This window comes from Rhodococcus sp. MTM3W5.2 (assembly GCF_001984015.1).
GTDB classification, from domain to species: Bacteria; Actinomycetota; Actinomycetes; order Mycobacteriales; family Mycobacteriaceae; genus Rhodococcus_G; species Rhodococcus_G oryzae.
Genome location: NZ_CP019572.1, coordinates 3835561 through 3851679 on the forward strand (window position 1 = coordinate 3835561; position 16119 = coordinate 3851679).

The window sequence follows — 16119 nt, forward strand, 5'->3', positions numbered from 1 at the left end:
AACACCCCTATATGCCCCCCGCAATCATCGAGGTCATTTTCACCGAGGAAGAATTGTGCTCTGCCCAGTATCGCCGGACGGAATTCACCATCCGCGTGCACCACTGAAGAGCCCAGAACCACTCCGCTGCCACCCCTATGGGACCCCTGGGCGTCGGCACGATCCGGCCGGGTAGCGTCGGTTGACAGCAATATTCAGGTTGATAATACTGACCTGGATATCAGAAAACAGGCCGAATCAGACGATTCGCGCGACAACGATATCTGCTCGCCGCCAGAAAGGAAACCCGTGTCAAAGAATTCCGCACGAATCATGGCTTTCGAACTCGGAAGTAAGAACCTAGGCAAGGCACAGACATTCTACGAACAAGCTTTCGGCTGGACATTCACCGACGGCAGCAACGGCCCTGGCGATCCGTTCGGCTTCGCCAATGCCCCTGAAGGAAGCAATATTCCGTGGGGCACGGTCTGGAATACCAATCTAGGTGGCGACCGCGAGGGCAATCCCGCGGAATACCGGGACGTACCCGATGAGTATCTGGCCTTCGTGCTCCTTGTCGATGATCTGAAGGAGACGTGTCGCCTGGTTGAAGAGGCGGGCGGCACCATCACGCTGCCTCCGATGACCAACGACGACGGCACCTTCGACGCTGCCCATATCCGTGACGTGAACGGCAACATGATCGGGCTGTGCTCGATGAACGTGAGCAGCGATTCGACGCCGCACCCCAACCCGGTGCCCCAGGAGATGATCGGCCAGACTCCCCTGCCAGACGCGCTGCTCGATCAATCGAACGACTGATCCACAACCCACGAAGGGCCTTCCTCCCGCTGCCGGGAAGAAGGCCCTTCGTGCGTCAGGGAGTTCCTGTCACGATCCGCTGCGTGAACCACTTCTCCATTGCCGCGGCGGTCTCGTCAGCACCCTCTTCGATCAGGCTGAAATGCGTACCTGAGACGCGAGCCAGATCATGGCGCAACGACCACGTCGCCCACACGCCATCGGTGGACTCGTCCGGCGTCGCACCGACGAACAAGGTCGGCGCGGCGATTTCGACCGGCTCCCACTCGGTAAACAGCGCGAAGTATCCGGTCATTGCGGTAAGGCCGATATCCTCCATGTCGCCGTGGCGCGCTCCCTGGGAGGCGAGCTGGCGCATCATCGCGGGCTGGATCTGTACCGCCCCCTCGCTACCAACCTCGAAGGTATCGAGCAGGACCAACCCCGCGACGTCGACGCGGCGCTGTTCCAGGCATGCCGCGACCGAATGCGCGATCGTGCCGCCCGCCGAACGCCCGACGAGCAGCGCGGGGCGACCGGCGGCGATCCGCTCGACCTGGTCTGCCAGGTGCAGAACCAGCGCCTGCCAGCTCGCCGGCAGCAGCTCGCCCGCGACGAATCCCGGGAGCGGAAGCACCCAGAGCTCGCGCGTACCGTCGAAATGCCGAGCCAGACGCACGAACTCGAACGGACCGGACAGCGGACTGGCGGACGTGAATCCGATCAGCACCGGTTGCTGATCGCCGTCGGCCAACTGCACCGGTTCCCTGATCAGGACCGCTTCGTCGGCAGTTGTGAACGACGGTCGCAATCGTGCTGCGGCCACAGCCATTTCGTTTGCCTCCACATATCGACCGGCCATGCAGGCATCAAAGTAGAGCGAAGAAATAGTGAGAGACGGCGCCGCAATCGCGGCGTCTTGTTCAGCCGCGAGGGGCGGCAGATCCGCCCGCGTTTCGTTCCCAAATTCGGCCCGCACGCAGTCGATCAACGCCTCGGTGGTGGGATGGTCGAAGACGAGGGTCGCGGGCAGTCGCAACCCGATGGCCGCATTGAGCCCGTTACGCAGTTCGATCGCGGTCAACGAATCGATGCCGAGTTCCTGAAAAGTCCGGTGCGGCTCGAGCTGCCCGGCACCGTAACCGAGTGCGGCCGCCACTTGTGCTCGCACGATCTCGCCGAGCACCTTGTCCCGCTCGCTCGGCGACATCCCGGACAACCGACCGCGCGGCGAATCGGCCTCGGAGACAGCCTCCCGACGCCGAGGTAGTCGTACCAATCCGCGCAGTATCTCGGGCACTTGCCGCATCGCTACGGCGGCGGCACGCAGTCTCGCCACGTCCAGTCGCATCGGCACGACCACTGCGGCATCGCTGGAAACCGCGACATCGAACAGTGCCAGGCCATCCTCGGCCGACAATGGACTGATGCCGCCACGCTCGATGCGCTCGAGGTCGGCAGGCGACAACTGGCCGGTCATCCCCCCGGGTTGCGCCCACATGCCCCAGGCCAGGGAGACGGCGGGGAGGCCGAGTCCGTGCCGGTGCTGCGCCAGTGCGTCCAGGAACGCGTTCGCGGCAGCGTAATTCGCCTGCCCAAGACCGCCGAGCACCCCCGACGCCGAAGAGAACAGCACGAATTCCGACAGCGGCAGGTCTTTGGTCAGCTCGTGCAGGACAAAAGCGCCGTCGACCTTCGGGCGCAACACCGCATCGGTGCGCTGCGGAGTGAGCGACGAGACGACACCGTCGGCGAGCACCCCCGCGACATGGACCACGGCGGTCAACGGATGTTCAGCCGGAATCGTAGCCAGTAGATCGGCGACCGCGGCGCGGTCGGCGACATCGCACGCCACGGCGGCGACCTCGGCCCCGAGCGCGGTGAGATCGGCGGTCAACTCCGTGACCGCGCCGCTGCGACTCGCGAGCACGAGGCGTTTGCTTCCGTGCTCGGCCACAAGATGCCGTGCGACGAGCCCACCGAGCGCGCCACCCGCGCCCGTGATCAGTACGGTGCCGCGGTCGAATCCGTTGGGCGTCGTCCTTTCCGCCGGCGCCATCCGAGCGAGCCTTGGGACATGAACTACCCCGGCGCGCAGCGCAAGCTGCGCTTCGTCGGTCCGGGCGAGGGCGCTCGCCACGGCGTGGGTATCCACGGCGGACTCCGTGTCCAGCAACATGATTCGTCCAGGGTGCTCCGCCTGCGCCGACCGCAGCAGGCCCCACACTGCGGCATGCGCGGGGTCGATGCCCACCTCGTCGACGGTGACCGCCACCGCATCCTGTGTCACCACAACTAGCCGCGACGCCTCGAAATGCGCGTCGCTCAGCCACGACTGGACCAGCGCGAGCGCGGCATGCGTTGCCCGATGCGCCCGCTCGGCCACATCGGCACCCTCGATCGCAGACAACCGAACCGCAACCGTCTCCGGCGGTGGATACCCCGCGTCCACCGCCGCGGCAAGCGCCGCCAGATCGCCGAACGACTCACCGTCGAAGGCCGGCCCCGTCGCGCCGAGCACGACCAGCCCAGCAATCTCCCGCGACATCGGTGGGGCCGCTTGCCAACTCAGCTCATAGAGCGATTCGACGGCGCTGCCCACCTCGGAGCCGCCAGCGCTGATCGCCCGCATCGCATACGATTCCGCGGCAGCGACCAGGGCACCCGAGCCATCGCAGACCACCAGGGCCAAGGTGCCAGAGTCGATCGCGGTCAGCCTCGCCCGCAGCGTCATCGCCCCGGTCGCATGCAGTGTCACCCCATTCCAGGAGAACGCCAGCCTGCCCATCTCGGTGCTATCCCAGCCGGGCAGGAAGGACAGCGGATGCAGCGCGGCATCGAGCAAGGCGGGGTGCAGTCCGAAGCGGCGCGCGTCGTCCACGCACTGTTCAGGCAGCCGCACTTCGGCGAACACCTGATCATCGAGAAGCCACGCCGCACGCAGACCACGGAAGGCCGGACCGAACTCGAAGCCGGCGACGGCCTGCCGGTCGAGCAGATCGCTGATATCCAGTTCGATTGCCCCACTGGGCGGCCACACGGTCAGATCGACATCGGGTGCGACCCGATGCGTGGACAACGCGCCCGACGCGTGTCGGGTCCACGGTGTGTCCGGCGCGTCGGAGCGCCGCCCGTGCATCGCGAATGTCCGCCGCCCCGCCGCATCGGCGGCGCCGACCTCGACCTGGATGCTCACCTCCCCGTCGGCGGGCAGGGTCAGCGGCGCCTCGAGGACGAGCTCCTCCACGGTGTCGCAGTCGATCTGATCGCCCGCCCACATAGCCAGGTCGACGAACGCCGTGCCGGGCAACAGCACCGTGCCCGCCACGGTGTGGTCGGCGAGCCATGGCTGACTCGCCAGCGACACCCGGCCGGTGAACACCGCACCGTCCGAATCGGCGAGCACGACCGCGGCGCCGAGCATCGGATGGCCCGTCGCCGTCAGGCCCGCGGCGGAGACGTCGACGGCCGCGGCGGTGAGATCCAACCAGTAGCGCTGACGCTGAAATGGGTAGGTCGGCAGCTCGACCCGCCGTCGCACCGCGCTCGTCGGAGTGTGGAAGGCCGCCCAGTCCACCGCATGACCGTGCACGAACAGCGCGGCGACCGCCGTCAGTACCGTCTCCGGCTCCGGTCGATCGGCGCGCATCGACGCGACTGCGACCCGCGCTACCGCCGGCTCCCCGTCGAATTCGGCCAGTATCGAACCGGTCAATGCTGCGTCCGGCCCCAGTTCCAGGAAACCTGCCACGCCGCGCTCGACCAGCGCGCTGATGCCATCCGCGAAGCGGACCGACTCACGGACGTGGCGCACCCAATACTCCGGGGTGGCCATCTCATCCGAGACCACACCGCCGGTCACGTTCGACACCACACCGAGGCGCGGGCTGCTGAATTCGAGCCTGCCGCATACCTTCGCGAACTCCGCCAGCATCGGCTCCATCAGCACCGAATGGAATGCGTGTGAGACGTTCAACCACTTGGTCTTTCGCCCCAGCGTATCGAAATGCTCTACCGCGCACCGCACATCGTCCGCGGCACCGGAGACGACCACCGACTCTCGGCCGTTCACCGCCGCGATCGCGGCGGTGCCGGTCAACAGCGGCCTCACCTCGGCCTCGCCGGCCTGTACCGCCACCATCGCGCCGCCTTCGGGCAATGCCTGCATCAGTCGGCCACGCGCCACGACCAGACGTGCTGCGTCGTCGACCGACAAGATTCCGGCCACACACGCGGCGGTGATCTCGCCGACCGAGTGTCCGATCACGTAATCTGCGGTGCGGCCCCCGACTCGACGAGCCGGTACAACGCCAACTCGAACGCGAACAACGCGGGCTGCGCGAACTCCGTGCGGTGCAACAGCTCCGGATCGCCCTCGAATATCAACTCGCGCAACGAACGGCGCAACAGCGCGTCGATATGCCCGCACACCTCGTCGAAGGCCGTGGCGAATACCGGGAACGCCTCGTACAGCTCCCGGCCCATGCCGACCCGTTGCGAGCCCTGCCCCGAGAACACGATCGCCACTTTCCCCGGCCGAGTCCGTCCGACAACGACATTCGCCGCTGCTCGATCCTCGGTCAGGGCGAGCAGACCGTCCGACAGCTGAGCCCGGTCCCGCGCCACGACGACGGCACGCCGATCCAGCGCCGCCCGCGACGTCGCCGAGGTCCACGCCAGGTCGTGCAGCACCGTCTCCGGCGCCTGGTCGAGCAGCGACAACAGCCGACCAGCCTGTGCCCGCAACGCCTCCGGGGTCTTACCCGACAACACCAACGGCACCAGTGTACTCGAATCATACTGCGGCACAGCGCCGTCGGACTCTTCCGCCGGCGCCTGCTCGAGGATCACGTGCGCATTGGTACCACTGATCCCGAAGGAGGACACTCCCGCGCGGCGCGGGGCCTGCAACGCGGGCCACGCCCGCGTCTCGGTCGCGAGTTCGACCGCTCCGGACGACCAATCCACCTGCGATGTAGGCGAATCCACGTGCAGTGTCGCAGGCACCACACCTCGACGGATGGCCTCTACCATCTTGATCACACCGGCCACGCCGGCAGCCGCCTGGGTATGACCGATATTCGACTTGATCGATCCCAGCCACAGTGGCCGGTCCCGATCTTGACCGTAGGTCGCCAGCAAGGCCTGCGCCTCGATCGGATCGCCCAATACCGTTGCCGTACCGTGCGCCTCGACCACATCCACATCTGCGGCCGTGAGACCCGCGTTCGCCAACGCCTGACGAATCACCCGCTGTTGCGACGGACCGTTGGGCGCCGAAAGCCCGTTGGACGCGCCGTCCTGATTCATCGCCGATCCGCGTACCACCGCGAGAACCTGGTGTCCCAAACGGCGAGCCGCAGAAAGTCGCTCCACCAACACCACACCAACACCCTCACCCCATCCTGTCCCATCGGCACCCGCCGCAAACGATTTGCATCGACCACTGCGCGACATGCCACCCTGCCGCGAGAATTCGGCGAAGGACCCCGGCGTCGAGAGCACCGCGACGCCACCGGCGAGCGCGAGATCGCACTCGCCGCTGCGGACCGACCGCACCGCCCAGTCCAACGCCACCAAGGACGACGAGCACGCCGTATCCACTGTCACCGCCGGACCTTCCAGACCGAACACGTAGGAGATCCGGCCCGACAGCACACTGCCCGATGTGCTCGTGGCCAGGTATCCGGCTGTTTCGGGGCCCGCGAGAACCGATTTCACGGCGTGGTCCAGTGGTGTGCCACCGACGAACACACCGGTTCGGCTGCCGCGCAACGACAACGGATCAATACCCGCCCGCTCGAACAACTCCCACGACGACTCCAGCAACAACCGCTGCTGCGGATCCATCGCCAACGCCTCACGCGGCGAGATACCGAACAACTCGGCATCGAATTCCGTGGCGCTCGGCACGAATCCGCCCGCGCGCACAAAGGCGGTCCCCGTATCGTCTGGTCCTGGGTCGTAGACCGGCAGCTCCCAGCCGCGATCATCGGGAAACTCGGTGATCGCGTCGACACCGTCGGCCACCAGCGACCACAGGTCCTCCGGCGACTCCACCCCACCCGGATACCGGCAACTCATCGCCACGATGACCACCGGATCGCCATCGTCGGCGTCGGCGATTGCCGAAACCACTACTGCCGCAGTGCTCGACGCGCCGAGCAGTTCGTCACGCAGAAACTCGCTCACCGCGACGACGCTCGGATAGTCGAACACCAATGTGCTCGGCAACGCGAGTCCGGTCGCGGTCTTGAGACGGTTGCGCAGCTCGACCGCGGTCAGCGAATCGAAGCCCAGCTCCGCGAACGGCCGCGTCGGTTCGATCGCTTGCGGCCCGGCATGTCCGAGGACCGAAGCGACCGCGCCGCGCACCAGATCGGCCAGCACATCCTGCTGTTCCGCGGCCGACCGATCGCGCAGTCGGGCAAGCAGCTCTCGATCACCTTCGCCGGCTGTCGGTTCGGCGACCGCGACGCCGGGCAGCTCGCTGATCAGCCGGCTGGGTCGGGCGACGGTGAAGGTTTCGGCGAACCACGCCCAGTCCACATCCGCGACCGTCACCAGGGTGTCGCCATGGCCGACCGCGGCGGCGAGCGCGTGCACCGCGACCTCGGGGTGCATGTGCCGCAGGCCGCGCCGGCTGAGCAATTCCTCCGCCGCGCCCTCGGCCATGCCGCCGCCACCCCACATACCCCACGCGATCGAGGTCGCGGGCAGGCCGGAAGACTTGCGGCGCAACGCCACTCCGTCCAAGTGGGCATTGCCCATCGCGTAGACGGCGTTGGCCGCGCTCCCCCAGGATGCCGAGCCGGAGGAGAAGAGGACGAACGCATCCAGGTCGAGCTCGCGCGTCAGCGCGTCCAGGTTGTCCGCGCCTACCACCTTCGCGGCGTTCGCAAGAGCCAGCTGCTCGGCGGCCGTCTCCGAAATCGTTGCGTGGTAAGGGATTCCCGCGGTGTGCACCACCGCGGTCAGTGGCAGCTCGGCGGGAATTCGCGACAGCACGTCCGCGAGAGCCCCGCGGTCGGCGACGTCGCAGGCGGCGAAGCTCACCCGAGCGCCCAGTGCGTCGAGTTCCGCGGCCAGGCCGACCGCGGTCGCGGCCTGGTCACCACTGCGGCTGACCAGCAGTACATGCTCAGCCCCATGGGCAGCTGCCCAGCGCGCCACGTGGCCACCGAGCGCACCCGTCCCACCGGTGATCAGGACCGTGCCGCGGGGGTGCCAGGCACCGCCGTCGATCGCATCCGGCACCAGCCGGCGGCCGAGGACCGCGCTGTCGCGTACCGCGATCTGATCCTCGCCGTGCGGCTGGGTCAGTAGCGCGGCCACCAGCGAGACGACCTGCTCGTCGACGGCTTCCGGGAGGTCGATCAGACCACCCCAGCCGCGCGGTTGTTCCAAGGCCGCGACCCGGCCCAGTGCCCACAGCTCGCTGTGCGCCGGAATCGGCTGCGGGTCATCGCTGCCGATCCACACCGCGCCGCGCGTCAGGCACCAGTGCGGTGCGTCCGTCCCGGACTCGGGCAGTGCCTGGGTCAATGCCAGCTGTGCCGAGATCGCGGCCGGCAGCGCCGCGTGTACCGGATCGGGCCGGTCGGTAAAGGCCAGTAGCGACAGCACACCGCGCACCGGCTCGTCCGCGACCACGGCCCGGATCTGTTCCGCCAGCGCCGCGGGATCGACACCCGGCTCGACCGTCAGCAGCACACAGCGTTTCGGGTCCAGACCGGCGAGCAGAGCGGCGAGCACGCCGTCGGCATCGTCGTCGACCGGCCGCACCATCAGCCAGCGGTCCGGCGGTGTCGCCGTGGTCACCGAGAACCGCCGCCAGGCATCGACGTGCCGCCAGGCACTCGCATCGGCCTTACGGCGCGCCCGGCGACGCCAATCACCCAGTGCCGCAACGATCCCGTCCGAACCCGCCGCCGGGTCAGCTTCGACGAATTCGGCGAGCGAGCGCACGTCGCCGCCCTCGACCAGATTCCAGAACTCCGCATCGAGGGGATCGGTCGCGGGCACGATGGAATCAATGGACGCCCACTCTAACCAGAACCGGTGGCGCTGGAAGGCATAGGTGGGCAGCTGGATTCGCCGAGCCGCCGAACTCGCGTACAGCGCATCCCAATTCACCGCCACGCCGTGTGTCCAGGCCCGCGCAACCGTGGCAAGCAACCGATCCCGGCTGCCCTCCGCGCGACGCAACGTGCCCATCGCCACCGCGGCCGCCTCACTGCGATCGATCCCCTGCTCGATCGCGGGCACCAGCACCGGATGCGAACTCACCTCGACCAGCACTCCGATGTCCTGCGCTAGCAACACCTCGATCACCGACGCGAATTGCACCGGCTCCCGCAGATTCTCGACCCAATATCGCGCGTCCATCTCAGCACCGTCGAGGTACCCGCAGCGCACCGTCGAATACACCTGTACCCGACCGGCCTGCGGCGCGATGCCGGTCAGCACCGCCATCAGTTCCTCGGCGACCGTGTCCACCTGCACCGAGTGCGACGCGTAGTCCACCTCGACCCGGCGGGCTCGCACCTGCGCCGCCGAGCATTCAGCCAGCAGTTCGTCCAGGGCGGAATTCTCACCCGAGATCACCGTGCTCACCGGCCCGTTCACCGCCGCGACCGAGACGCGGTCACCGAACCGGGCGACCAGGTCGGCGACCTGCTCCGGCGGCAACGCGATCGATACCATCCCCCGTGGCCGGCCAATCGCTCTGCGATCACCCGGCTCCGGGCCACCACCACCCGGACCGCGTCCGCCAGCGTCAACGCGCCCGCGACACAGGCCGCAGCGATCTCGCCCTGCGAGTGACCGACGACGACATCCGGTGTGACACCGCACGATTCCCACACCGCCGCCAACGACACCATCACCGCGAACGACACCGGCTGCACCACGTCGACGCGATCCAGCGATTCCTGCTGTCCCGCCACGAATTCCAGCAGCGACCAGCCGGTCAGCGGATCCATCGCCGCCGCGCACTCGCGCATCCGCGCGGCGAAAACGGCGTCGGTCTCCAGCAGTTCGCGCCCCATACCTGCCCATTGCGCACCCTGCCCCGGGAACACGAAGGCCACCCGGCCGCCGACCCGATCGCCGGTCACAACCTCCGGGCCGAGTTCCCGGCGGCAATCGCGTCGAGTCCGTCGAGGTATCCCGCGCGATCCGGCGCCACGATGGCCGTCCGGCGCGCCAGCGCCGCCCTGGTGGTCAGGGCGTAGCCGATATCGGTGAGTGTCGAATCATGCTCGGCGGCAACATAGTCACGCAACCGTGCCGCCTGTGCGCGCAGCCCGACCTCGGTGCGGGACGACAGTACCCAGACCGGGGTGGTCACCTCGTCGGACGGGGCAACCGCCGATTCGGTGTGGTCCGCAACCGCTTCCAGGATCAGGTGCGCATTGGTGCCGCTGACACCGAAGGCGGATACGGCGGCGCGGCGCGGGCGCGCTACGTTCGGCCACGACTGCGCCTCGGTCAGCACCTGGACCGCGCCTGATGACCAATCCACCTCGGGCGTCAGCTCATCCGCGTGCAGTGTCTTGGGCAGGACGCCGTGCTGCATCGCCGCGACCATCTTGATCACCCCGGCCACACCGGCGGCGGCTTGGGTATGACCGATATTCGACTTGATCGACCCCAACCACAGCGGACGATCCGCCGGGCGATCGCGGCCGTAGGTGGCCAGCAAGGCCTGCGCCTCGATCGGATCACCCAGCGCCGTGCCGGTACCGTGCGCCTCGACCGCATCGACATCCGCGGTGGTCAGCCCCGCACTCGCCAGTGCCTGGCGAATGACTCGCTGCTGCGACGGACCGTTCGGGGCAGTCAAACCATTCGACGCGCCATCCTGATTCACCGAGGAACCGCGCACGACAGCAAGCACCTGGTGCCCCAGCCGCTGTGCCTGCGACAGCCGCTCCACCAGTACCAGGCCGACGCCCTCGCCCCACCCGGTGCCATCCGCACCGGCGGCAAACGACTTACACCGAGCGCTGCGCGACAACCCACCCTGCCGAGAGAACTCCACGAACGCGCCGGTTGTCGACATCACTTCCACACCACCGGCGATCGCCGTCTCGCACTCGCCGTTGCGGACCGAGCGCACGGCCCAGTCCAGTGCGACCAAGGACGACGAACAGCCCGTATCGATCGTCACCGCGGGGCCTTCGAGGCCGTACACGTACGAGATGCGCCCGGACAGCACGCTGCCCGCGGTACCGGTCAGCACATAGCCGTCGGTCGCCGAACCACCGAACAGTGCCTTCAGCGCATGATCCTGCGAACTGCCGCCGATGAACACACCGGTTCGGCTGCCGCGCAACGACAACGGATCAATACCCGCCCGCTCGAACAACTCCCACGACGACTCCAGCAACAACCGCTGCTGCGGATCCATCGCCAACGCCTCACGCGGCGAGATACCGAACAACTCGGCATCGAATTCTGTTGCGGTCGAAACGAACCCGCCCTCACGTACATACGTCGTTCCGGCGGCGGCGCTGTCCGGATCGTAGATCGACAGGTCCCAGCCGCGATCATCGGGAAACTCGGTGATCGCGTCGACACCGTCGGCCACCAGCGACCACAGGTCCTCCGGCGACTCCACCCCACCCGGATACCGGCAACTCATCGCCACGATCACCACCGGATCGCCGTCATCGGCGACCGCCGAAACCAGCGCTGCGGGCGTCGATTCCAATGCACCGATCAGCTCGTCACGCAGAAACTCGCCCACTGCGACAACGGTCGGATAGTCGAACACCAACGTGCTCGGCAACGCCAATCCGGTCGTCGTCTTGAGACGGTTGCGCAACTCCACCGCGGTCAGCGAATCGAAGCCCAGCTCCGCGAACGGCCGGGTCGGCTCGATGGCCTGCGGACCGGCATGCCCGAGCACGTACGCGACCTGGCCGCGCACGAGATCGGCAAGGAAGCGTGCCTGTTCACTCGCGGGCAGTTCGCGCAGGCGGATCAGCAACTCCCGATCGCCGGTCGAGGACGAGCCGGACCCGGCTCCCTCGACACCCGGCAGCTCGCCGATCAACCGGCTGGGGCGGGCGATGGTGAAGGTTTCGGCGAACCGGCCCCAGTCCACATCGGCGACCGTCACCAGCGTGTCCTCGTGGCCGACGGCGGCGGCCAGCGCGTGCACCGCGACCTCGGGGTCCATCGGCCGTAGTCCGCGGCGGCCGAGCGACTTTTCGGCGGCGCCTTCGACCATGCCGCCACCACCCCAGACGCCCCAGGCGATGGACGTCGCGGGGAGGCCGGAAGCCTTGCGGCGCAACACCAATCCGTCCAGGTACGCATTGCCCATCGCATAGACGGCGTTGCCCGCGCTACCCCACGATGCCGAGCCCGAGGAAAACAGCACGAAGGCGTCCAGCTCGAGGTCCCGGGTCAGCACATCCAGGTGCGCGGCGCCCGCTACCTTCGCTGCGTTGGCGAGCGCTAGTTGCTCGGTGGTCGTGTCTGAGACGAGCCCGCCGAAGGCGATTCCCGCGGTGTGCACCACCGCGGTCAACGGCTGCTCCGCCGGGATGCGGCCGAGCACCGCGACCAGCTCGGCCTGATCCGTCACATCGCAGGCGGCAAAGCTCACCCGAGCGCCCAGCGCCTCGAGCTCGGCGGTGAGGACGGGCGCGGACTCGGCTTGGTCACCACTGCGGCTGACCAGCAGTACATGCTCGGCCCCATGGTTGGCTGCCCAGCGCGCCACGTGACCGCCCAATGCACCCGTCCCACCGGTGATCAGGACCGTGCCGCGGGGCTGCCAGGCACCGCCGTCGATCGCATCCGGCACCAGCCTGCGGCCCAGGGCCGCGCCGTCGCGTACCGCGATCTGGTCCTCGCCATGCACGGCGGTCAGCAGCCCGGCAACCTGGCCGATCGCGGCCTCGTCGATGGTCTGTGGCAGGTCGATCAAGCCACCCCAGCCGCGCGGGTGTTCTAGTGCCACCACGCGTCCCAGCGCCCACAACTGGGTGTGCGCCGGAATCGGTGGCGGGTCGTCATTACCGGCGCGCACCGCGCCACGGGTCAGCCACCACTGGGGTGCGTCGATCGCCAGATCCGCCATCGCCTGAACGAGAGCCAGGTTCCCGGACACCGCCGCGGGGACATCCGGGCGAAGCGCATCGGCCAGGCCGGTGAAGGCCAGCAACGACAGGACGCCAGTCACGTTCCCGGTGGCATCGAGCGCCGCCCGGATCTGCTCGGTCAGCGCCGCCCGGTCCGCCTCAGGATCCACCTGTACCAGTATGCAATTCGGCGGCGTCAGACCCGCGAGCACGGCCGCTAGCACGCCCTCCGCGTCGTCCCCGGCGGGCCGCACGATCAGCCATCGGTCCGGCAGCGGTGCCGGGGATACCGAAAAGCGCCGCCAGGCATCGACATGTCGCCAGGCGTTCGCATCGGCCTTACGGCGCACGCGTCGACGCCAATCTCCCAGGGCCGCAACGATCCCGTCCGATCCTGTCGCCGGATCCGCGTCGACCAGATCCGCCAGCGAACGGATATCACCGCTCTCGACCAGTTCCCAGAACTTCGCGTCCACGGGATCGGCCGCGGGCACGGTCGGCGCACCCCAGTCCAGCCAGTAGCGCTGGCGTTGAAATGCGTACGTAGGCAACTCGACCCGTTGCCCGGACGGCTCCCCGCATGCCACCGACCAACCCACTACCACACCGTGCACCCACGCCTGCGCGAGCGCGGCCAGCAACCGATCCCGACCACCATCATCACGACGCAACGTCCCCAAAACCAACGCCGACGCGCCACTGCGATCGATACCCTGCTCCACCGCGGGAACCAGCACCGGATGCGAACTCACCTCGATCACAAACCGATAGCCCTGCCCCAGCAGTGCCTGCACTGCCTCATCGAAAAGCACAGGAGCACGCAGATTCTCCACCCAGTAGGCGGCATCCAGCTCCGAACCATCCAGCACCTTGCCGCGCACCGTCGAGAACATCGACACCCGGCCACGCTGCGGATCGACATCACCCAGCGCCTCGACCAACTCCGCCGCCACCGCATCGACCTGCACCGAATGCGACGCGTAATCGACATCGATACGCCGCGCCCGCAACCCCGACGCCACCCACCCGGCCACCAACTCGTCCAGCGCTGCGGTCTCACCCGAGACGACAGTGCTCTGCGGCCCGTTCACCGCCGCGACCGACACCCGATCACCGAACCGCTCCACAGCCTCCCGAACCTGCTCCGCCGCGAGCGAAACCGAAGCCATACCACCACGACCCGACAACTCCGCCGCGATCACCTGACTCCGCCGGACAACGACCTTCGCCGCATCCGCCAAACTCAACGCACCAGCAACACACGCCGCGGCAATCTCACCCTGCGAATGACCAACCACCACATCCGGCGTGACACCACACGACTCCCACACCGCCGCCAACGACACCATCACCGCAAACGACACCGGCTGAACAACATCCACCCGATCCAGCGAACCCTGATCCCCAGCAACAACATCCAGCAACGACCACCCGGTCAGCGGATCCATCTCGGCCGCACACTCGCGCATCCGCGCCGCGAAAACCCCATCGGTCGCCAACAACTCACGACCCATCCCCACCCACTGCGCCCCCTGACCAGGGAACGCAAACACGACCTTGCCGGCCCGCGCTGCCCCACAGACGACGGTCGCGGCATTCGCGCCGTCGGCTACCGCCGCGAGCCCGGCGTCGAGATCCGCACTGTCCGTGCTGATCACCACGGCGCGATGCGGTAGCGCGGCACGCGTCGTCGCCAGCGCATGGGCCAGGTCGGGGTGCCGGATATCCGGTCGGTCGTCGATAAAGGTGCGCAGCCGGTCTGCCTGGGCGCGCAGCGCCTCAGCCGATCGCGCGGACAGCACCACTGGCAGGACCCCAGGCTTGCCGTCCCCTACTCGCGTCGCCGCGTCGTCGTGCGGCGGCGCTTCGGGCGCCTGCTCCAGCACGATATGGGAATTGGTGCCGGAGGCGCCGAACGAGGACACGCCGGCCCGGCGCGGGCGGTCACCCGAGGACGGCCACGGCACGGTATCGGTCAGCAACCGCACCGCGCCGGCCGACCAGTCCACCTGTGTCGTCGGCTCATCCACGTGCAATGTCTTGGGCAGCACACCGTGCTGCATCGCCAATATCACTTTGAGGACACCGGCGACGCCCGCGGCGGACTGGGTATGGCCGATATTCGACTTGATCGACCCCAACCACAGTGGCTGCTCCCGATCCTGACCATAGGTCGCCAGCAACGCCTGCGCCTCAATAGGATCACCCAGCACCGTGCCGGTGCCGTGCGCCTCCACCGCATCCACATCTGCGGGCAGCAGCCGAGCATCGGCCAGCGCCGCCTGGATCACCCGGCGCTGTGACGGACCGTTCGGGGCGGTCAAACCATTCGAAGCCCCATCCTGATTTACCGCGGAGCCACGCACTACCGCAAGGACTCGGTGTCCCAACCGCTGTGCCTCCGACAGCCGCTCCACCAGCACCAGGCCGACACCCTCACCCCAGCCGGTCCCGTCAGCGCCCGTCGCGAACGACTTGCACCGGCCGCTCTGCGACAACCCACCCTGTCGCGAAAACTCTACGAACGCACCGGGTGTCGACATCACCGTCGCCCCACCGGCGACCGCCAGCCCGCACTCACCGCTGCGCACCGACCGCACCGCCAGGTGCAACGCCACCAACGACGACGAGCACGCGGTATCGATGGTGACCGCCGGACCCTCGAGGCCGAACACATACGACAGCCGGCCCGACAGCACGCTGCTCGCGGTGCCGGCCAGCCCGTAATCGGAGCCACCGAGCGCCGCCTTCACCGCGTGATCCTGCGAAGTACCGCCGATGAACACACCGGTTCGGCTGCCGCGCAACGACAACGGATCAATACCCGCCCGCTCGAACAACTCCCACGACGACTCCAGCAACAACCGCTGCTGCGGATCCATCGCCAACGCCTCACGCGGCGAGATACCGAACAACTCGGCATCGAAATCGGAGGCGGTTTCCACGAATCCACCGACCGGGTCGACAAACGACTCGTCCGCTGCCCCGCCGCTCAGCGCGCCCCGATCCCAGCCGCGATAGGACGGCGGCGCTCCGATCGCGTCCACACCGCCGGATACCAACTCCCACAACTGTTCCGGTGAATTCGCCGCACCCGGGTAACGACAACTCATCGCCACGATCGCGACCGGCTCGCCGGGCCCGGACTCGACCTCCTGTAGTCGCTTACGCGTCGCCTGCAAATCCAGCGTGACCCGCTTGAGGTATTGCCGCAGCTTGTCCTCGTTGTTCACAACCATGT

Annotated in this window: 3 protein-coding genes and 1 pseudogene; 1 reads left to right on the plus strand and 3 read right to left on the minus strand. The window is 67.8% G+C overall.

Annotated elements, in window-relative coordinates:
* Positions 1-312 precede the first annotated feature (312 nt).
* Complete coding sequence (locus BTZ20_RS17430; RefSeq protein WP_077042230.1) at positions 313-801, plus strand: VOC family protein; 489 nt, start codon at positions 313-315, stop codon at positions 799-801.
* Positions 802-856: 55 nt separating this feature from the next.
* On the opposite strand, the gene BTZ20_RS29165 is transcribed toward BTZ20_RS17430, so the two are convergent.
* The 3 genes and pseudogenes from BTZ20_RS29165 to BTZ20_RS17455 form a co-directional block, all read right to left on the minus strand.
* Positions 857-4204, minus strand: coding sequence for a type I polyketide synthase (locus tag BTZ20_RS29165; protein ID WP_262982487.1), 3348 nt, complete (start codon positions 4202-4204; stop codon positions 857-859).
* Positions 4205-4417: 213 nt separating this feature from the next.
* Positions 4418-9830 (minus strand): annotated as a pseudogene (locus tag BTZ20_RS28295) (SDR family NAD(P)-dependent oxidoreductase); the annotation flags it as partial.
* Positions 9831-9895: 65 nt separating this feature from the next.
* The gene (locus BTZ20_RS17455) at positions 9896-16117 is read right to left on the minus strand and encodes a type I polyketide synthase (protein ID WP_223263386.1); all 6222 of its coding nucleotides are present in this window, start codon (positions 16115-16117) and stop codon (positions 9896-9898) included.
* Between the last annotated feature and the right edge of the window lie 2 nt (positions 16118-16119).